Annotated in this window: 11 protein-coding genes and 1 pseudogene; 4 read left to right on the forward strand and 8 right to left on the reverse strand. The window is 69.4% G+C overall.

Annotation, left to right across the window (positions count from 1 at the left end):
- Positions 1-145 precede the first annotated feature (145 nt).
- Positions 146-1,339: a cytochrome P450 gene (locus ACRXBZ_RS04635; protein ID WP_433877943.1), complete on the forward strand. Its 1,194-nt coding sequence runs from the start codon at positions 146-148 to the stop codon at positions 1,337-1,339.
- Positions 1,340-1,378: 39 nt separating this feature from the next.
- Here ACRXBZ_RS04635 and ACRXBZ_RS04640 read toward each other — a convergent pair whose 3' ends face one another.
- From ACRXBZ_RS04640 to ACRXBZ_RS04650, 3 genes are read right to left on the reverse strand one after another with little or no spacing between them, the layout of a single operon-like run.
- Positions 1,379-3,079, reverse strand: coding sequence for a phytoene desaturase family protein (locus ACRXBZ_RS04640; RefSeq protein WP_433877944.1), 1,701 nt, complete (start codon positions 3,077-3,079; stop codon positions 1,379-1,381).
- A gap of 2 nt (positions 3,080-3,081) precedes the next feature.
- Positions 3,082-4,737, reverse strand: coding sequence for a phytoene desaturase family protein (locus tag ACRXBZ_RS04645; protein WP_433877945.1), 1,656 nt, complete (start codon positions 4,735-4,737; stop codon positions 3,082-3,084).
- Positions 4,727-13,975 (reverse strand): non-ribosomal peptide synthetase/type I polyketide synthase, encoded by a 9,249-nt coding sequence (locus ACRXBZ_RS04650; protein WP_433877946.1) that lies wholly within the window; start codon positions 13,973-13,975, stop codon positions 4,727-4,729. The genes ACRXBZ_RS04645 and ACRXBZ_RS04650 overlap by 11 nt, the downstream gene beginning before the upstream one ends.
- Before the next feature lie 600 nt (positions 13,976-14,575).
- Between ACRXBZ_RS04650 and ACRXBZ_RS04655 the strand changes: the two are divergent.
- Positions 14,576-14,977: pseudogene (locus ACRXBZ_RS04655) on the forward strand (DUF4188 domain-containing protein); the annotation flags it as partial.
- A gap of 102 nt (positions 14,978-15,079) precedes the next feature.
- On the opposite strand, the gene ACRXBZ_RS04660 reads toward ACRXBZ_RS04655, so the two are convergent.
- The 5 genes from ACRXBZ_RS04660 to ACRXBZ_RS04680 all read right to left on the reverse strand — a co-directional run bounded on the left by ACRXBZ_RS04660 (position 15,080) and on the right by ACRXBZ_RS04680 (position 18,434).
- Positions 15,080-16,270, reverse strand: coding sequence for a cytochrome P450 (locus tag ACRXBZ_RS04660; RefSeq protein WP_433877947.1), 1,191 nt, complete (start codon positions 16,268-16,270; stop codon positions 15,080-15,082).
- Positions 16,271-16,379: 109 nt separating this feature from the next.
- A complete protein-coding gene (locus ACRXBZ_RS04665) occupies positions 16,380-16,544 on the reverse strand; it encodes a hypothetical protein (RefSeq protein ID WP_433877948.1) in 165 nt (54 codons plus the stop codon).
- Positions 16,545-16,688: 144 nt separating this feature from the next.
- Positions 16,689-17,162, reverse strand: a complete 474-nt coding sequence (locus ACRXBZ_RS04670) for a carboxymuconolactone decarboxylase family protein (protein WP_433877949.1) — start codon at positions 17,160-17,162, stop codon at positions 16,689-16,691.
- Positions 17,163-17,353: 191 nt separating this feature from the next.
- Positions 17,354-18,034 carry a cation efflux transmembrane domain-containing protein gene (locus ACRXBZ_RS04675; RefSeq protein WP_433877950.1) on the reverse strand — a complete coding sequence of 227 codons (681 nt, stop codon included), beginning with the start codon at positions 18,032-18,034 and terminating at the stop codon, positions 17,354-17,356.
- Positions 18,027-18,434, reverse strand: a complete 408-nt coding sequence (locus ACRXBZ_RS04680; RefSeq protein ID WP_433877951.1) for an ArsR/SmtB family transcription factor — start codon at positions 18,432-18,434, stop codon at positions 18,027-18,029. The genes ACRXBZ_RS04675 and ACRXBZ_RS04680 overlap by 8 nt, the downstream gene beginning before the upstream one ends.
- Positions 18,435-18,707: 273 nt before the next feature.
- Between ACRXBZ_RS04680 and ACRXBZ_RS04685 the strand changes: the two genes are divergently transcribed.
- Positions 18,708-18,917, forward strand: coding sequence for a heavy-metal-associated domain-containing protein (locus ACRXBZ_RS04685; RefSeq protein WP_168589582.1), 210 nt, complete (start codon positions 18,708-18,710; stop codon positions 18,915-18,917).
- A gap of 68 nt (positions 18,918-18,985) precedes the next feature.
- Positions 18,986-19,945 (forward strand): DUF8832 domain-containing protein, encoded by a 960-nt coding sequence (locus tag ACRXBZ_RS04690; RefSeq protein ID WP_433877952.1) that lies wholly within the window; start codon positions 18,986-18,988, stop codon positions 19,943-19,945.
- The last annotated feature ends 5 nt before the right edge of the window (positions 19,946-19,950 follow it).

Raw genomic sequence — 19,950 nt, forward strand, 5'->3', positions numbered from 1 at the left:
TAAGATATGTCCCGCGCAAGTCTTACAGTCGAATCCATTACCATGCAAGGAAAATTCCCTTGTCCACCCAGAAGTGTCCAATGTAGATGTCGAGGCGCGCCCGCTTCGCTATGTTCGCGACGAGCCCCCGGCAGAAGGAGATGCGGTGCAACGATCGCAGGAAGTCCCGATCCACATGCGGCGGGCCGGGTTCGACCCGGTTCCCGAACTCAGCTCGCTCCGGCAGCACGACGGCATCGTCCGGGTCACCAGCGGTTTCGGCGTGGACACCTGGCTGATCACCCGCTACGCGGACGTCCGCAGCGTGCTTTCCGACTGGGAGAGCTTCAGCAACACCATGCAGGCCGGCGTTCTGGAGTCCGAAGCACCGGAGCCCGGCGACGATGCGAACGCCATTCGCGCGACGCTCAACCTGCTCGCTTCCGACCCTCCCGAGCACACCCGGCTGCGCCGGACCGTCGCACCGGAGTTCACGGCCCGCCGGCTGCGCCAGCTGGAGCCGCGGATCACCGGGATCGTCAACGATCACCTCGACGCCCTGGAGCTCTCCGGCGCGCCAGGCGACCTCGTTCCCGCCTTCACCAACCCGGTTCCGGTGCTGGTCATCTGCGAGCTCCTAGGCGTCCCGCACGAGGACCGCGAGGACTTCCAGAAGCGCACCGACGGCTTTCTCGACATCGCCACGTCCAATGCGGAACGCGCCGCGCTGCAGGCCGAATCGCACGCCTACATGGCAAAGCTCGTCGCCCGCAACAGGGTTGAGCCCGGCGACGGGCTGCTGGGACGGCTGGTGAGCCGGCACGGTACCGAGCTCGACGACGCGGAACTCGTCGGCCTGGCCAGCCTGCTCCTGCTGGCCGGGTCCGAGACCACGTCGAACATGCTCGCGCTCGGTACGCTCGCCCTGCTGCGGCACCCCGAGCAGCTCGACATGCTGCGGCGGGACCCCGGGCTGGTAGACGCCGCGATCGAAGAGCTGTTGCGCTGGTTGTCCATTCTCCACAACACCACCGCGAAGGTCGCCACCCGGCAGGTGCAGATCGCCGGGCGCACGATCAACGCCGGTGACCTCGTGATGTGCTCGCTGCCCGCCGCCAACCGCGACCCGGATTTCGTGGTGCGGCCGGACGAGCTGGACATCACCCGTCCGGCGTCGCGGCACGTCGCGTTCGGGCACGGACCGCATCACTGCATCGGTGCGCCGCTGGCCCGCCTGCAGATGCGGATCGCGCTTCCCGCTCTGCTCGGCCGGTTCCCCGGGCTGCGGCTGGCCGCCGAGCCCGGGTTCCGCTCCGGCCACCTGACCCACGGCCTGGATTCGCTGCCGGTGATGTGGTGATCCGATACGGCCGACGCGCCCCCAGCTGGGGGCGCGTTGTCAGGTCATGGCCCCGGTGTGCTGGTGTTCGGCCGACCGCGCAGCGGCATCGGGCCCGACCGGGATCACCAGGTGGGTCGGCGCGGGGGCGTTGTCGTCGACGCTCGCGGTGAACTCCCTGCCGTCGTCGCGGCAGACGAACTGCATGACCTGCCGGCCCGCCGCCGCGGCCCGGATGAGCCCGCCGGTGGTGGCCCACACCCCGGACAGGTAGAAGTTCTCCAGCCCGGGCAGTCGCGGCCCGTGCTTCTTGATCACCTTCTCCATCGTCTCGCCGCCCTCGACGAACGGCTGCCAGCCGAGCACCGTGCCGTCGTAGTTGCCGGTGTAGCGGACCTGGGTCAGCGGTGTGGAGATGTCGCGGACGACCACCGCGTCCTTCAGGCCCGGGTAGCGCTGGTCCAGGAAGTCCACGATCGCGTTCTTCACCTGGCGCTTCGCCGCGTAGTACGCGGTGCCGCGGCGCACCGAGAGGGTGTGCCGCGGCTCCCCCTTGCGTATCCGGGTGGCCTGCTCCGGGCCGGTGGACAGCGCGCGCCACGGCTCGATGTCGCAGAAGTAGGTGGCGTAGACGATGGTCTTCCCGTGCGGTGCCAGCTCCGGGTAGTGCGAGCTGCGGAACTGGACGTTGATGCTGGGGTGCCGGATGCCGATCAGCTCGCCGGCCAGCTCCCCGTCGAGCAGGTGGGTGGTGCACGGCTCGCCGTCCGGGAAGGGCCGGTCCAGACCGAGGAAGAGCGCGAAGTACCCCGGGAAGATCATGCCCGGCTCGTTGATCGTGCTGGTGTAGAGCTCGCGGTGGGTGTCGGTCAGGTAGCGGCCGCCGAGCAGCTTCATCGTCGTGGTGTGGCCGTCGCAGGCCGACACCACGATGTCGGCCCGGAACTCGGACCCGTCGCTGAGCCGCACCCCCACCGCGCGGTCGTTCTCGACCAGCACCTCCTCGACCTTCGCGTGGTAGGTGATCTCGCCGCCTAGCCGGCGGTAGCGCCGTTCGATCGACTCCGCCAGGCCCAGCGATCCGCCCTCGGGCACCCCGGCCGAACCGTTCGCGTGCGCCGCCAGCTGGAAGTAGAACGGCAGCACCGGGAACGCCTGGTGCTTCTCGTAGAGGATGAAGTTGAACGCCTCCCGCAGCAGCGGATCGCGGAACTTCGCGGAGTAGTCCGTCATCAGCGTGCCGATCGATTTGCGGATGAGGTTGAAGTAGGGCGCGAAGGACGCCAGCATCCGCCAGCGTTCGAAGGTCCCCATCAGGCCGACCGGCTTCAGGAAGGGGTACACCGACAGCAGCTTGCGGAACTTGCGCAGTCCGTTGCAGAAGTCCCGGATCAGCCGCGCGTCGGCCGGCGAGAGGTCGAGCAGGTGCGCCTGCAGCCGGTCCGGGTCGGAGTAGAAGTAGACGGCGCGGCCGTCGCGGCCGCGCACGATGTTGAAGACGTCGAAGTGGCGCATCTGCTTGCCCTGCAGGGCGCCGAGTTCCAGCCAGATCTGGTGCATCTCGTTGCCCGGACCGTTGCCGAGCAGCCAGCTCACGCAGCAGTCGAACGTGAAATCGCCCTTGTCCCAGGCGGTGCAGCAGCCGCCTGGGATCTCGTGCATCTCGAAGATCCGGCTGCGGTAGCCGTTCATCTGCGCGTAGCAGCCGGTGGACAGGCCCCCGAGCCCCCCGCCGATGATGATCATGGTTTGCCGCGACATGTTCAGGCCTCCTCGGTCAACTGCATGGGCCGGACGTCGAGTTGGGGCAGGTGGCCGAGCATGTCCGGGCACCAGGCCCGGCCACCGGTGCTTTCCCATGCCTGGAACGGGATGCCGAGCTCCTCGCACAGGTATTGGGTGACGAATCGTCCGCTGGCGGCGGCCTTGATCAGCCCGCCGCCGCCGACCCATTGGCCCGCCATCGAGAAACCGGCCAGCCCCGGCAGCCGCATCCGCTGCTTTTCGACCAGCTCGGTCGCCAGGTCGTCGGCTTCGGTGAAGCCCATCCAGCCGAGGATGCTGCCGTTGTGGTTGCCGGTGTAGCGGTGGTTGGTCGTCGGCGTGGCCACGTCGACGACCTCGATGCGCCCGCCGATGCCGGGATAGCGCTTCTCCAGGAACCCGCGCATGAACTCGGCCGCCTTGCGCTTCTCCGCCCAGTACCCGCGGCGGTTGCGGGTGCGCAGCTCGCGCCAGTACCCGAATTCGCTGAAGTAGGTGCAGTGGAACAGTGCTTTGCCCGGCGGCGCGCACCCGGGCCAGTAGCGGGAGCGCAGCTGCACCACGAGGCTGTCCTGCAGGACGCGCGGCAGTGCTGCGGCGTCCTGTCCGGACAGCAGGTAGGTGGTGCTGTGCGGGGTTTCGGGTGGCAGATCTCCGTCGACGCCGACGAACACCGAGACCATGCTCGGGTACACGATGCCTGGTTTGCCGAGCATCTCGGTGTAGAGCTTGTCGATGGCCGGGCTGGTGTACTTGCCGTCCAGGAAGCGGTAGATCGTGGTGTTCCCGTCGCAGGCCGAGATGACGTGATCGGCGTAGAACCGGTCGCCGTTTTTCAGTTCCACGCCGACGGCCCGGTCGTCCTCGACCAGAACGCGCGCCACGCGGGCGCGGTAGCTGATCTCGCCGCCGAGCTCGGTGTAGCGGTTCTCGATGGACCGTGCCAGCCCCAGCGAGCCGCCCTGCGGAAAGCCCGCGTTCCCGTGGTAGGCGCAGGCGATGTTGTACAGGTACGGCAGCAGCGGGAAGCATTCGTGGTCCTGGAAGAAGACGTTGGGGAACGCCCGCCGCAGCAGCGGATCCCGGAACTTCGCGGTGAAGTCCTCCATCTGCGTCGCCGAGGTGCGCCAGAAGAGGAAGAACGCCGGGAGCACCTTCCACAGCATGTCCAGCTTCTCGGGCAGGGTCTTCAGCGGCGGCGGCTTCAGGAACGGGAAGAGGTCGAGCCGCAGGAAGCGCCGCAGGTCCCGGCAGAACGACTTGATCAGCTGCGCGTCGGCGGGCGAGACCTCCAGCAGGTGCCGCTGGAGCCGGTCCGGGTCGTTGTAGAAGGTCACCTCGCGATCGTTGTCGTCCACGACGCGGTTGAACATCTCGAAGTTGGTGATCGCCTTGCCGTCGAGCGCGCCGAGCTCGCGCCAGATCTGGTTGGCTTCGTTGCCGGGCGCGGTGCCGATCAGCCACTCGATGCAGTAGTCGAAGATGTAGCCCTCGCGCGACCACGCCGTGCAGCAGCCTCCTGGCAGCACGTGCTTCTCCAGGATGCGGGTGTCCATCCCGCTCATCTGCGCGTAGCAGCCGGCCGCCAGGCCCGCGACTCCCCCACCGATGATGATGACGCTCGGCTTGCCGGCCGCACCGTTGTCACGCGTCATTGCCCGCACCTCCCGCCAGGATCTCGCGCACCAGGCCCGCGTTTGCCGGGAGGTGCGCCTCGTCGAGCATTTCCGCGTGGCTGCCGGAGCCGCGGTGCACGTCGCTGCGCGTGGCGGAGCTGCCGTGCCAGCTGCCCGGGGCGTCGGCGGCGTAGTACTCGGCCTTGTCGTGGTCGGAGATCACGCTCACCGCGGCCCGGACCGTCCCGGTGTTCGGTGTTCGGCTGCAGTAGTGCAGGTAGTCCCTGGCTTGTTCGCGGGTTTCCGCGGCGACCACCTCGGATCCGGTGTGCTTGCGAAGATGTTCGGCGAGCTCGTGCTCGAACGCGTCGAGGTGTTCCTCGCCGAGCTGGAAGGACTCGCCGATCCGGTAGGAGTCCATGATGACCACATCGGACACTTCGCGGCCGCGCCGCTCCAGCTCCCCGGCCACCTCGAAGGCGAGGTTGCCGCCGAGCGAGTAGCCGAGCAGGACGCACCTGCCGTCGGGCTGGCCGTCCTCGACCAGGTCCGCGTAGCGGCGCACCTTGTCGTCGCCGGTCAGGTAGTTGAACGCGACGATGCGGCGAGCCGGCAGGTGCGCGGCGAACCGCCGGTAGACCAGCCCGTGCCCGCCGGCCGGCGGGAAGCAGAACAGCGGGTCACCGCCGTTGTTGAAGGTCAGGTAGGGCTGGGCCCCGCCGATCCGGCCGATGATGATTTGCTCCAGCGTGGTGGCCATGCCGTGCAGCGTGGTGCTTTTGAACAGCTGGCTGACCGGGATGCTGATGTTGAACTCGGCCTGCAGGTGGTGGATGAGCTCGATCAGCCTGATCGAACTGCCGCCGATCTCGAAGAAGTCGTCCCGAAGCCCGGCCTGCTCCAGGCCCAGCACCGACTTCCAGTGCTCGGCCATGCGCTCCTCGAACAGGGTCACCGGTTCGTCGTCGGCTTCGTCCTGGGCGGGTCGGGGCTCGGGCAGCGCGGCGATGTCGACCTTGCCGTTGGGGGTGAGCGGCAAGGCGGCGACCTCGACGAGGTGCGACGGGATCATGAACGTCGGCAGGTATTCGGCGAGGTGCCTGCGCAGCGCCCGGCCGTCCAGCGTCGCGCCGTCGGCGGGCACGTAGTAGGCGCACAGCACGCTGTTCCCGTCGGCGTCCGGCCGTGCCGTGACGACCGACTGCGCGAGTCCCGGCCAGGCCACCAGCCGTGCCTCGATCTCGCCGGTCTCGATGCGGTGGCCGTGCACCTTGATCTGCGCGTCCGCGCGCCCGAGCAGGTGCACGGTGCCGTCGGCGTCCCAGCGGGCCAGATCGCCGGTGCGGTACAGCCGTACCGGTTCCGGCCCGAAGGCGTGGGTGACGAACCGCTGCGCGGTCTGCTCGTCGTCGCCGAGGTAGCCGGTGGCCACGCCGTCGCCGCCGACCCACAGCTCGCCCGGCACGCCCGGCGGCACCGGCTGGTCGTGCCGGTCGAGGATGTAGAGCCTGCTGTTGGGCAGCGGCCGGCCGATGGGGACCAGTTGGCTCGGCGCGAGGTGGTCGGCCGGGCCTTCGAAGCAGGCGCTGTCGATGGTGGCCTCGCTGAGCCCGTAGGAGTTGATCACGCGGGTGGCCGGGCCGCACAGTTCGCGCAACCGCTGGTACTCCTCGACCTTCCACGCATCAGAGCCGACGACCAGCAGGCGCATGAAGTCGAGACGTTCGCCGGTCCGCTCGCAGTGCCCCATCAGGCCGCGCACGACGGCGGGCACGAATTCGGCGCAGTCGACGCGCTCCGCGCGCATCGTCTCGTACAGCCGGGCGGTGTTGAACAGCAGCTCGCGGTTGATCAGCACCAGGGTTGCGCCGGAGCACAGCGCTCGCACCAGATCGCCGGTGAACACGTCGAAAGCGAAGCTCGCCAGCTGCAGGTGCACGTGGACGTCCTCGTCGAGGCGGTATTCCGCCTGCCACGCCCGGTACGCCGAGGACAGGTTGCGGTGGCTGACCCGCACGGCCTTCGGGCGGCCGGTCGAGCCGGAGGTGTAGATGACGTAGGCGGTCGAATCGAGGTCGGCCGGGCCGTCCGAGGCTTCCGCCCCGGCCTCGCAACGCAGCTCTGCCGGCGTCAGCACGACGTCCACTCCGGCCAGCCGGTCCCGGTGAGCGTCGTCGACGACGGCCAGGCCGACGCCCGCGCCGCGCACCATGTCGGCGAGCCGCTCCGCCGGGTAGTCAGGATCCAGCGGCAGATAGGCGGCGCCGGCGCGCAGCACCGCGAGCAGCGTGACGATCAGCTCGGGTGATTTGTCCATGCACAGCGCCACGATCGCGCCGTCGGAGACGCCGAGTTCGCGCAACCGGTGCGCGACGCCCCGGGACTCGCGTTCGAGCTCCGCGTAGCTGAGTCGCCGTACCTCTCCGGTTTCCGATGGCACCGAAACGGCGATCGCATCGGGCCGCTCGGCGGCCATTTCGCTGATCAACCGGTGCACCGGCACATCACCGGGCGCCTGCCGGTCGCGGCCGCTGAACTTCTCCAGCAGCTGCTCGGATTCGGCGGCGTCGAGCATCCGCACGTGCGTGATGGATGCGGCGGCGGGAGTGCGGGTCAGCGAGTCGACCAGGTTGCGGTAGTGCGCGGCCAGCCGCTGGATCGTCTCGGGGCGGAACAGGTCGGAGTTGTACTTGAAGACGCAGTGGAAGCGCCGGTCCGCTTCGTCCTCGTAGGCCGACAGCGTGATGTCGAACTGCCCTTCCTCCTCCGGCAGTTCGACGTACTCCAGCCGGTAGCCGTACTTCTCGGTGGCAACCTTGTGGGTGAGCAGGATGAACATGGCCTGGAACAGCGCCGACCGGCTCGGGTCGTGCGCCCCGCCCAGCTCGTCGACCAGCAGCACGAACGGGTACTCCTGGTTGTCCAGCCCGTTGAGGACGGTGTCGCGGGTGCGGGCCAGCAGTTCTCCGACGGTCGGCTCCCCGGACAGGCTCACGTGCAACGGCAGCGGGTTGATGAAGTAGCCGTACACCGAGGCGAACTCGTCCTGCGTCCGGCCGCTCACCGGGCTGCCGACGATCACATCGTCCTGCCCCGAGTAGCTGTGCAGCAGCAGGTAGTAGGCGGAGAGCAGGACCACGAACACGGTCACGTCGTGCTCGCGCGCCAGCGCGTGCACCCGCGCGGTCAGCTCCTCGTCGAGGACGAAGAACTCGGAGGCGCCGTTGTTGGTCTGCACGGCCGGGCGCGGCTTGTCGGTGGGCAGGTTCAGCACTGGCGGCTCGGCGGGCAGCGCCTGCCGCCAGTAGTCGAGCATCCGCTGCGCGTCCTGGCTGGCCAGGAACCGGTTCTGCCAGTTGAGGAAGTTCAGGTAGGTGGCGGTCGCCGGGGGCAGTTCGGCGCGGCGGCCGGCCCGCAACGCCTCATAGACCGCGAGCAGTTCTTCGATGAAGGTGAACGTCGAGATCGCGTCGGAGACGATGTGGTGCACGGCCTTGGTGATCACCCAGCGGTCCGGGCCGCGCCGGAACAGCCGGAAGCGCACCAGCGGGTCGTTCTCGAGGTCGTAGGGCTTGCGGTACTCGCGGATGATCAGCTGGTAGATGTCGTCCCAGGACTCGTCGCGGACGTCGAACAGCTCGATGTCCGGCTTGATCGCCGAGGAGATCCGCTGCACCGGTTCGCCGTCGACCAGGACGAAGTTCGCCCGCAGGCTGGGGTGCCGTTCCAGCATCGCCCGGTAAGCCTCGAACATCAGGTCCGGGTCGAGTTCGGTGCGCACCTCCACCGCGCCGCCGATGTTGTAGGCGAAGCCGTCCGGGTTGAGCTGCTTGAGGAACCACAGGGCCTGCTGGTTCTGCGTCAACGGGTACTGCCGCTGGTCGCGGAACTCCTCGACCTCCGCGCCGGTGCCCGCGTCGTTGCCCGCGGCGGCCAGCTGGTCGTGCAGCCGGTCGACGAGTTCGCCGACCGGCGCGCTGCCCAGCAGCGCCACCACCGGCAGCGCCACGCCGAACTCGGTTTGCATGCGGGCGCGGAGTTCCATCGCCAGCAGCGAGTCCAGTCCCAGCGCGTTGAGGCCCGCCGTCTCGTCGATCTGGGCGGGCTGAACCCGGAGCACGGCGGCGACCAGCTCACAGAAGTGCCCGGCGAGCAGCTGTCGGCGCCGGTCCGGCGCGGTGCCGTGGAACTCCTCCAGGAAATTTCCGTCCACATCGGACTCAGAGGCCGCTTCGGCGGCGAGATCGGCGACCAGCAGCGGCGGCGCGGGGTACCAGGACAGGAACGTCGGCCAGTCGACGATCGTGGCCACCAGCAGCTGGGCGCGGTCCTCGCCGATGACCCGCTCGAGCACCGCCATCCCGGCCTCCGGCGACAGCGAGCTCATGCCCCGGCTGTTGCGGTAGTGCTCGACCAGGCCGAGTTCGGCGATCATGCCGGTCGCCCACGGACCCCAGTCGATGCTCAGCGCCGGGAGCCCGAGCGACCGCCGGTGGTGGGCCAGCGCGTCGAGGAACGCGTTGCCCGCCGCGTAGTTCGTCTGGCCCGCCGTGGTCAGCACCGAGGCGATCGAGGCGAACAGCACGAAGTGGTCGAGCGGTTCGTCACGCAACTGCCGGTGCAGCACGGCGGCACCGACGGTCTTCGGATCGTGCACGGTGTCGAACGTCTGCCGGTCCATCTCCGGCAGCAGCACGTCTTCGACGTTGCCCGCGAGGTGGAAAACCCCGCGGATGGGCGGCAGGCCCTGGCGCCGGTGGCCGGCGAGCCAGGCGCCGAAAGCGGTCTCGTCGGCGACGTCCAGCGACACCGGGACCGGCTGCGCGCCGAGCGCCTCCAACTCCTTGACCAGGGCCACCTTCTGGCCGATCGCGGTGTCCGGGCCGATGTCGCACCACTGGTCGCGGGCGGGCAGGTCGGTGCGGCCGACCAGGATCAGGCGGCGGGCTCCGCGCTTGGCCAGCGTCCGGCACACGAGCCGGCCGAGCGCGCCGAACGCGCCGGTGACCAGGTAGCTGCCGTCGGCCCGCAGCCGCAGCGGAAGCGGGTTGAGCAGGTCGTCGGGCCGGGCGAGGCGGCTGGTGTGCCTGCGGTCGCCGCGAAGGGCGATCTCCTCCTCGTCGGCGTCCTCCTCGTCGGCGGCGGCGATCTCACGCAGGAGCGCGGCCGCGTCGGCGACCACATCCGTTGCGGCGAGGTCGAGATCGATCAGCTTGCCCCGGTTCGCGGTGAGTTCCTGCTGCCACAGCACCCGGCCGATGCCCCAGGCCGGCGCGCCCAGCGGCTCGACCTCGGCACCGTCGGACACCGCCTGGGCACCGCGCGTGACGACGTGCAGCCTGGCCCGGACCTGTTCGGCGAGCAGCGCTTGCGCGAGGGCGAGCAGCGAGTGGGTCCCTGTGGTGTGCTGCCGCGCGCGTTCGGAGCCGTCGGCCGACTCGAAGGCCGGGCGGTCCAGGTTCCACAGGTGCACCACGGCGTCGAAGGAACTGGGCAGTTCGGTGAGCAGGCGCCGCAGGTCGGCTGCGTTGCCCGGCACGACCGTCGATTCACGCTCGCCTCGCCGGTACTCCTCCCCCATGCGCACCAGGTGGCAGCGCCCTCCCCGGGCGCGCGCCTGCGCGGCGAGTTCGTCACCGATGCCCTGCGAATCGGCGAGGATCAGCAGGTCGCCGGGCGCATCGGCGCGCCCGGGCAAATCCCGGGCGGGCACCCAGGTCGGCACGAGCAGCCAATTGTCCATTGTGGCCGGTGAGACGCCGGCCGGCACCTGCTCGATGTCGGCGGCGCGGAATCCCTCGATGTGGCCGAGCACTGTTCCGTCATCGGCGTACACGGTGAGGTCGCCGACGAGTTCGTCGCCGTCGCGGCGCACGATCGTGGCGTGCGCCCAGATCGGCTGGTCACCGATCGGCCCGGTCCGCACATCGGCGATGGACAGCGGCAGCCGGATGCCGGTTCCCGCAACGTCCTCGGCGATCAGCGGGGTCAGCAACGTCTGGAAGCACGCGTCCAGCAGCGCCGGGTGGAAGTGGTGGCCCGCGGTGTCGCCGAGCGCTTCGGTCGGCCGGATGCGGGCGAGCGCCTCGTCCGGCCCGATCCAGACCTGCTCGATGGCCTGGAACGCCGGGCCGTAGTGGTAGCCGAGCCCGGCCAACGCCGCGTAGCAGTCCGGGCCGTCGAGGCGCCGCGGGCATCGCGCGCGGATCGCATCCGCGTCCAGCGCCGCACCCGGCGGGCTCGGCTGGACGGCGCGCAACGCCCCGGTGGCGTGCACGGCATGGCGGTCCTCGCCGTTCACCGTCGCGATGGTGAACGCGGCGTCGCCGGAGCAGGACAGCTGCACCCGTCTCGCCTCGTTCTCCGGCAGGAACAACGCCTTCCGAAGTTCGATGTCGGCCAACGCGACAGCGGTGCCGCCGGTCATGGCCCGCACCGCCTGCGCCGCCATCTCCAGGTAGCCGGCGGCGGGGAACACCACGTCGCCCTGGATGCGGTGGTCGCGCAGGTAAGGCATCGACTCGATGTCGAGGCTCGCCTCCCAGCCGGGGTTCGCGGTGGGCAGGCGCCGCCCGAGCAGCGGGTGGTCGACGCGGCCGAGCCGCACCTGCGCGACCGGCGCGGGCTCCACCCAGTAGCGGTCGCGACGCCACGGGTAGGCCGGCAGCGAAACCGCCCGGCCCGCGGGTTCGAGCACGTCCCAGGCGATGTCGACACCGAAGTTGTGCAGGGTCGCCAGGGACGCTGCGAACCGCTCGGCCTCGTCTTCGCCGCGGCGGATGGACGGCACCGTGGTGCCTTCGACCTGCTTGTCCAGCAGGCATTCCCGGATCGAGTGCGCCAGAACCGGATGGGGGCCGATCTCCAGGAACAACCGATACCCGTCGTCGGCGAGGCGGTCCACCGCCGCCCGGAAGCGGACGCTGTCGCGGACGTTGCGCCACCAGTAGCCGGCGTCCAGCTCGGTGCCGTCCGCGATGCCCTCCTGGCCGGTCAGGTAGAGCGGGACCAGCGCCGGATTCGGCCGCAGCCCATCCAAAGAGGACAGCAGCTCGTCCTTGATCAGTTCCATGCGCGCGCTGTGGTAGGGCACGCGGACAGCCAGGAATTTCGCGAAGATCTGCGCCTCGCTGAGCTCGTCGGCGAGCTGAGCGAGCGCCTCCTCGTCCCCGGCGAGGGTGCACGTGGTGGGACCGTTGATCGCCGCCACCGACACCCGGTCCCCGAAGGGCTGCACCCGCCGCTGCGCATCGGCCTCGGTGAGGCTCACGGCGAGCATCGTGCCCGTGCCGACGAGCTTCTGCTGGAGCCGGCTGCGGTGGACGATGATCCGCACCGCATCGGCCAGGCTGTAGACCCCGGCCTCGTAGAACGCCGCAACTTCGCCGGTGCTGTGCCCGACGATCGCGTCCGGCCGCACCCCGTAGTGCCGCCACAGCGCGGCCAGCCCGACCTGCACGGCGAAGTTCGCCGGCTGCGCCAGCCACGTCTCGGCCATCTGCGAGTCCACCTCGTCGGCGGTGAGTTCGGTGAGCAGCGACCAGCCTGCGATGCGGTTGATCTCCCGGTCGCAGCGTTCGACCGCCTCCCGGAAGACGGGCTCGCTAGCCAGCAGCTGCCGTCCCATGGCCCACCACTGCGGCCCCATGCCGGTGAACACCCACACCAGCCGCCGCTCCTCGCGCAGCTGGCCGGAAAGCACGCTCGGATGAGCATCACCCCGCGCGCATTCGGCCAGCCGCCGGGCAAGTTCCTCCTTCGAGGAGTACACAATGGACACCCGGTGGTCGTGGTGCTGGCGGCGGTGCGCCAGGGTGTGCCCGAGGTCGGTCGGGTCGACCTCGTCGAGCCGGGCCGCGATGCGCGCCGCCAGTTCCGGGAGTGCCGCCGGATCCTGCGCCGTCAGCGGCAGGATGCGGTGCGTGCGGTGCGCGGGCGGACGCTCGGCCTCCGGTCGTGGGGGCGCTTCCTCCAGCACGACGTGGGCGTTCGTGCCGCCGAAGCCGAACGAGTTCACACCGGCGCGGGCCGGGCCGTCGTGCTCGGGCCAGTCGATCAGCCGATCCGGGATCTCGTACGGCTGGGCCGCCAGGTCGATGCCGGGATTGATGCGCGTGAGGTTGATGTGCGGTGCGATCTTGCGGTTCTTCAGCGACAGCGCGGTTTTGATCAGCCCGGCCATCCCGGCCGCCGACTCGGTGTGCCCGATGTTCGTCTTGACCGAGCCGATGTAGCACTTCTCCCCCGGTTTCCGGCCGATCCACAGCGCCTGCCCGAGCGCGTTGGCCTCGATCGGATCGCCCACCGGGGTGGAAGTCCCGTGCGCCTCGACGTACTGGAGCGCGCCGGGGCTGATGCCTGCCTCGGCGCAGACCTGCGCGATCAGCCCGGCCTGCGCGTCCGCGTTCGGCACCGTGATGCCGTTGGTGCGGCCGTCCTGGTTGACGCCGCTGGCGGTGATCACCGCGTGGATCGGGTCGCCGTCGCGCAGCGCGTCGTCGAGGAGTTTCAGCGCGACCACCGCGACGCCCTCGGACCGCACGTAACCGTTCGCCGAAGCGTCGAAGGTGCGGGAACGGCCGTCCGGGGAGAGGAAACCGCCCTTCGTCTCCGCGATCGTGTACTGCGGTGCCATGTGCAGCAGCGTGCCGCCGGCCAGCGCGAGGCTGCTCTCCCCACGGCGCAGGCTCTGGCACGCCAGGTGCACCGCCACCAGCGAGGAACTGCAGGCGGTGTCGATGGAGACGCTCGGCCCGCGCAGGTCCAGGCAGTAGGAGATGCGGTTGGACGCCATCGTCATCATCGTGCCGGTGGCGGTGTGCGCGGCCAGCGTTTCGAAGCCGAGATCGGCGAACTGGAGGATCTTGTAGTCCAGTGTGAACGCACCCACGAAGACACCGACGTCGCGGCCGGCCAGTGCCGCCGGCTTCTGTCCGCCGTCCTCCAGCGCCTCCCACGCGACCTCCAGCAGCTTGCGCTGCTGCGGGTCCATGTGCTCGGCCTCGCGCGGGCTGATCCCGAAGAACGCCGGGTCGAACTCGTCGAACCCGTCGATGTAGCCGCCGCGCCCACCGACCAGCCGCCCCGGTTTGGTCTTGTCCCGGCTGCCGAGCGTCCCCACGTCGTACCGGTCGACCGGGGTCGGCACGATGCAGTCCTTGCCGTCGGCCAGGTTCTGCCAGAAGGTCCGGTGATCTGAGGCGCCGCCGGGAAACCGGCAGCCGATGCCGATGAGCGCGACCTTGTTTCCGGAAGCAGGATTCTGCGAGTTCACCATCGTCGATTCCTCGGGTCGGGCGCAGTGGCGCGAACTTGGCACGATCGCTCGAATTGGCAAGGGGTCGAAAGAGACCGGCGAATCATCTGACGTGCGAATGCGCGGACGCGCAACGACGTGCTGACATGCCGTCGGTGCGCAGCGCGGGAACGAGCCGATAGCTCGTTCCGCCGAGGTCTGGTGCGAGGATGTCGTCAGCCGGAGCAGGCCAGCGGCGCTCGACCGCACGTACCGGTGCACCAGGGCGAAACACCAAGCACGGCAACGAAGTCAAACCCACCGCGCAGGCGCTGACCGATCCACATCACGCACTCCCCCATTTCGCACCCGGACGATCTTAGCTCACATCAATACCGGGGACCACCACCGCTCACCACCCCATTCCTACTAATAGGGATGCGGAATATGCCTACTTATAGGTGGAGATTACGGAATATCCCAGACGCTAGATGGCAATTTGGAATATGCCAACGAATGGCGGGGGCGACCTGGCGATCAACGCCGATTTCCGCGCATCGCGGCGCGGTCCGACTCGGTCCGACTCGGTCCGATTCGGTGCGGTCCGATTCGGTACTGTGCGAACGGGACGGAAGGATGGGGATGAGCGACCCGACGAGGCTCGGACGGTTCACGGCGCCCGCGGACCGCGACATCGTGGTCTTCCTGCTCGGCGCGCGGATCAACACCTTGACCGCTGTGCGCAGCTGGGCCCCGGTGATCGCGGGCTTCCGCCGGATGATGAGGGAGCTCAGGGCGGATCCGGACAGCGGCCTCCTCGGACACCTGGTCCTGCCTCGCCCACCCCGGCTGCTGACGGTGGTGCAGTACTGGAAGTCGCCCGAGAAGCTGTATGCCTACGCGGCGGATCCGGACCGGCAACACCGTCCCATGTGGACTGATTTCTACCGGCGGACGCAGGCCGCGGGCGACCACATCGGAATCTGGCACGAGACCCACATCGTCCCGGCCGGCTTCCACGAGAGCGTTTACGTGAACATGCCCCGGTTCGGCCTGGGAAAAGCGATCGGCAGCGCACCGATCGACCGGGACACCGACCGTGCCGCCGACCGGCTGCGCGGCACCCGGCCGAACCGGGAAAGCCGATCAGTCCCAGTCGACCGGGAGGCTGCGGACGCTGTAGATGACGGTGTCGTCGCGCATCGGGATCTGCTCTGGCGGCACCGCAAGTCTCAGCGTCGAGAATTCCCGCAGCAGCCCCGAGAAGCCGATGCGCAGCTCGATTCGGGCAAGTTGCGCACCGAGGCAGTGGTGGACGCCGTGGCCGAACGACATGTGACCGCCCGCCTGGCGGGTCAGATCCAGCCGATCGGGGTCCGGGAATTGCGCCGGGTCGCGATTGGCGGCCGGTAGCGACAGCGTCATCAGGTCGCCGTAGCGAATGGATTCGCCGTGAAACTCGAAGTCGGCCAGGGCGGCGCGGGTCGCGCCGAAGTGGTTGATCGTCAGGTAGCGCAGCAATTCCTCGACCGCGCCGTCGATCAGCGACGGATCGCCGCGCAGCGCGGCGAGCTGGTCCGGATGGCTCAGCAGCGCGTAGGTGCCCAGCGCGAGCATGCTCGTGGTCGTGTCCTGGGCAGCGGTGACCAGCATCGCGGCCATCGTGGTGATCTCGTCGTCGCTCAGCTCATCGTCGGCGGTCAGCGAGCTGAGCAGGTCATCGCCCGGCCGGTGCCGCTTGTCGCGCACGAACTCCGCCAGCACCTCGCACACGGCCCGCCACCCGGCGCCCACCCGTTCTTCGTCGTCGTCGAGGGCCAGCACCTGTTCGGTGGCCTTGCGGAACCCGGCCTCGTCGGCGATGCGGATGCCGAGCAGCTCGCCGATCACCCGGCCGGACACCGGGACCGCGAAGGACGCCACCAGGTCGGCGGGGCCGCCGGCGCGCCGCATGGCCGTCAGGTGTTCGGCGACGAGCCGCTCGATCTGCGGTTCCAGCGCCCGCATCCGGCGCGGGCCGAACCCGCCCGCGAGCTTCCGCCGGTACCAGGTGTGCTCCGGTGGGTCGAGCACGCTGAACATCCCCGGTGGAACTTGCCAATTCGCGTCGACAGGCATCGGAAACCGCTGCAGGTCCAGGCGCGAGCCGAAGCGCGGGTCGACCAGCACCTCCCGGACCAGCGCGTGGCCGGTCACCAGCCAGCCGTTGCGCCCGTCAGGGCAGTGCATCCTGGCCAGCGGCCGGTGCTCCCGCAGCTCCCTGAGCCCGTCGTACGGGTCGAACGGGCAGCTGCGCACATCCGGATGCCGCACCGGCTCCGGTTGGGTCTCCGACATCTCGCACTCCCCCTGGAAATCCGCCGGAATCGGCGTGCCCGGTGGGCATGATCGGGTAGCCGATGCCGCCCGGCACTTCGAGTCACCCGACCGATTCAGGCGGCCGAGGCTACCAGGCCTCCACCAGAAGCCGGGTGACCTTGTCGATCTCCAGGGCTCGCGAGTTGGGATACGGCTTGGCGACAACCCGTTCGGCGCAGCCCGACTCGCGGTACGTTTGAACGAGCGCCGACCCCAACCCGCGCGACGCGCCGGTAACCAGCCAAACGCGCATGTTCCGCCTTCGCATAAGGCCGCTCGCCGACTACCGGCAATCATGCCAGGCCGCCCGCGAGATGCCTCGTCGGCAACGCCCCAGGCCCGCTCGAGAGGTACCCGGGGCGTGTGCTGCCAGCGCGAGACGGACAGGTAATCCGCGTTATCCGAACTGGCCGACCTGGTAGTCGCCGGCGGGCTGCTGGACGACGACGTTCAACCGGTTGAAGGCGTTGATGAGGGCGATGAGCGACACCAAGGCGGCGAGCTGGTCCTCGTCGTAGTGCTTGGCGGCGTTCGCCCACGCCTCGTCCGTGACACCGCCGGCCGCGTCGGCGATGCGGGTGCCCTGCTCCGCAAGCTCCAGAGCAGCGCGCTCGGCTTCGGTGAACACCGTGGCCTCCCGCCAGGCGGCGATCAGGTTGAGGCGCACCGAGGTCTCCCCGGCGTGCGCGGCTTCCTTGGTGTGCATGTCGGTGCAGAAGCCGCAGCCGTTGATCTGGCTGGCGCGGATCTTCACCAGTTCTTGCGTCGGGGCCGGCAGCGTCGAGTCCGAGGCCACCTTGCTCGCCGACACGATGTGCTTAAGGAACTTGGCGGCGACCGGGTTGCCGAAGAGGTTCAAGCGAGCGTCCACGGGGAGCTCCTTTGCCGTTGCTTGTGCTTACACATCTCTGACGCGATAGCCCGGCGAGGTGTGACAGGAATCAATGTGACGCGCGTCTCCCCTGCCCGAAGCACGCGATTGTCCACAGCGGACGATCTCGGCGAAATCACCCCGGGACGAGTCCGCCCCGCAGCAACGGCAATCCCGTGGCAGCACCACGGTCAGCAGCAGTGCTCGCCGCGCCAGGCTTCGCGCCCTTCCTTCACCGCCACGGCCGCGATCACGAGCGCGACCGCCGGGTCTGCCCAGTACCAGCCGAACAGGCCGTTGAGCAGCAGGCCGACCAGCAGCACGCCGGAAAGGTAGGTGCACAACAAGGTTTGTCTGGAATCGGCCACGGCACTGTTGGAGCCCAGCTCCCGACCGGCGCGCCGTTGAGCGTAGGACAGCACCGGCATGATCGCCAGGCTCAGTACCGCCAGGACGATTCCGGCCGTCGAGTGCCCGGCTTCCGAACCGCCGAGCAGCGCACGCACCGATTCGACCGCGACGTATGCGGCCAGCGCGAAGAACGACGCGCCGATGATCTTTAACGTGATCCGCTCCCGCGCTTCCGGGTCCGGCCCGCTGAACTGCCAGGCCACCGCCGCCGCCGAGGCCACCTCGATCGCCGAGTCCAGCCCGAAACCGATCAGCGCCGTGGACGAGGAAGCCGTGCCGGCCGTGATCGCCACGATCGCCTCGATGACGTTGTAGGTGATCGTCGCCGCGACGAACCACCGGATGCGCCGACGCAGCACCGCCCGGCGCTCATCACCCAGGCCGTCATTCGCTTCCGCGGGCGCCGAGCAGCAGCCGTCGCCGCAGCTGGCCGCCGGCTTAGGCGATTCCGCCTCACTCACCACGCACCTCGATGACTCTTGAAACCCGGCCGGTACCGCTGTCGGTGCCGTAGTTCGGGCACAGGGCCACGGCCCGACCGGTCGCGGCCAGCAGCGTCTCGGCCGATGCCAGCAGTTCCAGCAACTCCGGTCGCGCGAGCGAGTAGTACACCTGCCGCCCCTCGGGCCGCCCGACCACCAGCCCGCAGTCCCGCAGGCATGCCACATGCGCCGACACCGTGGACTGGGCCAACCCCAGCTCGCCCACCAGGTCCGCCACCCGGGCTTCACCCTCGGCCAGCCGCCGCGTGATCGCCAACCGGGTGCCGTCCGACAAGCTGTGGAACAAGGCCACCGCCGCGTCCAGCCCGTCCGCCGCCGGTCTCGACGACGGGCATTCCACCGTACTATTCATCGTCATTCAACGATGATAGCGGGTTCCACCGATGAACATTCCCTTCGCCGCCGGGCCGCGCTGCCGGACCGGACAGCTCCCCGCCCGACCAGGCCCCATGTCCATCCCGCCGCGGCAAAGCGCAGCCTCCGCCCAGGCGGACGGACGATCCCTAAAAGATGGGATTGAGAGTTGACCCTCAGTACCCCCCAGGGGTATAAATCTCGGTGTGCGGATACAGCAACCCCCTAGGGGTACCGATCCGCACCAGACCGTACGACAGACACCGAGGAGCATCTGATGGCCGAGTCCAACTACACCGTTGTCGGCATGACCTGCGGGCACTGCGTGCAGTCGGTGACCGAAGAGGTCGGCAAGATCGGCGGCGTCTCTGACGTGGCCGTCGACCTGCCCACCGGCGCGATCACCGTGACCAGCACCGAGGCGATCAGCGACGCCGACGTCCGGGCCGCCGTCGAAGAGGCCGGCTACGAGCTGGCCGCCAGCTGACCGCCACCCCCGACCGGACCGGGAACCCGCCCGGGCTCCCGGCCTGGCCAGCACAGTGAGGAAATGTCTTGAACACAGCAGGCAAGCTCTCCGCCTACGGTGCGGCGCTCGCCCTGGTCGCTGGCGGCGCCTGGGCAGCCGGTACCGCTGTCGGTCCCTTCCCCGCCATGTCCGCCCCGAGCGGCCACGGCGACATGCCCGGCGGTGAGGTCGCCGGACACGGGGACACCCACAGCGGCACCGTCGCGGAGACCGACCTGCCGGGCGGACTGGCGTCGTCCAGGGGCGGCTACACCCTCGCGCCCACCGACACGACGCACGCCACCGGCACCACCGAGCCCTTCTCCTTCCGAATCCTCGGCCCGGACGGCAACACGGTCACCGGCTTCGACATCGAGCACGACAAGCGGATGCACCTCATCGTGGTGCGCCGCGACACCGCGGGATTCCAGCACCTGCACCCGGAAATGGCTGCGGACGGCACCTGGACCGTCCCGCTGAACCTGCCCGAAGCCGGCAGCTACCGGGTCTTCACCGACTTCGTCCCGGCCGGCGCCGCTTCGACCACCCTCGGCACCGACATCGCGGCGGGCGGCGCGTTCGAGCCCCGCACCTTCGCCCCCTCGCGGGTGTCCGAAGTAGATGGCTACCAGGTGCGGCTGGACGGCGAACTCGTTCCGGGCCAGGCGTCCCCGGTGCGGCTCACGGTGACCAAGGACGGCGTTCCCGTCACCGACCTGCAGCCCTACCTGTCCGCCTACGGGCACCTGGTGTCCCTGCGCACCGGCGATCTCGCCTACCTGCACGTACACCCCGAGGGAGCGCCCGGCGACGGCCGCACCGCGCCTGGTCCGCAGATCGACTTCGTCGCGGAAGTGCCCACCGTCGGCAACTACCGGCTGTTCCTGGACTTCCAGCACAACGGCGCCGTACGCACCGCCGAGTTCACTGTGGACACCGTGGACACTGTAGACGACGCCACACCGGCGACCGGCCACGACACCGGAAGCGGCCACGCCGGTCACTGAGTCGG

The sequence above is a fragment of the Saccharopolyspora hattusasensis genome (genome assembly GCF_050972075.1).
Taxonomy (GTDB): domain Bacteria; phylum Actinomycetota; class Actinomycetes; order Mycobacteriales; family Pseudonocardiaceae; genus Saccharopolyspora; species Saccharopolyspora hattusasensis.

What these genes read in the sequence shown, in the direction of transcription:
- ACRXBZ_RS04640 (WP_433877944.1), bottom strand. Translation starts at nt 3,079, where the DNA reads ATGTCGCGGCAAACCATGATCATCATCGGCGGGGGGCTCGGGGGCCTG.
- ACRXBZ_RS04680 (WP_433877951.1), bottom strand. Translation starts at nt 18,434, where the DNA reads ATGACGATGAATAGTACGGTGGAATGCCCGTCGTCGAGACCGGCGGCG.
- ACRXBZ_RS04685 (WP_168589582.1), top strand. Translation starts at nt 18,708, where the DNA reads ATGGCCGAGTCCAACTACACCGTTGTCGGCATGACCTGCGGGCACTGC.
- ACRXBZ_RS04660 (WP_433877947.1), bottom strand. Translation starts at nt 16,270, where the DNA reads ATGTCGGAGACCCAACCGGAGCCGGTGCGGCATCCGGATGTGCGCAGC.
- ACRXBZ_RS04650 (WP_433877946.1), bottom strand. Translation starts at nt 13,975, where the DNA reads ATGGTGAACTCGCAGAATCCTGCTTCCGGAAACAAGGTCGCGCTCATC.
- ACRXBZ_RS04645 (WP_433877945.1), bottom strand. Translation starts at nt 4,737, where the DNA reads ATGACGCGTGACAACGGTGCGGCCGGCAAGCCGAGCGTCATCATCATC.
- ACRXBZ_RS04665 (WP_433877948.1), bottom strand. Translation starts at nt 16,544, where the DNA reads ATGCGCGTTTGGCTGGTTACCGGCGCGTCGCGCGGGTTGGGGTCGGCG.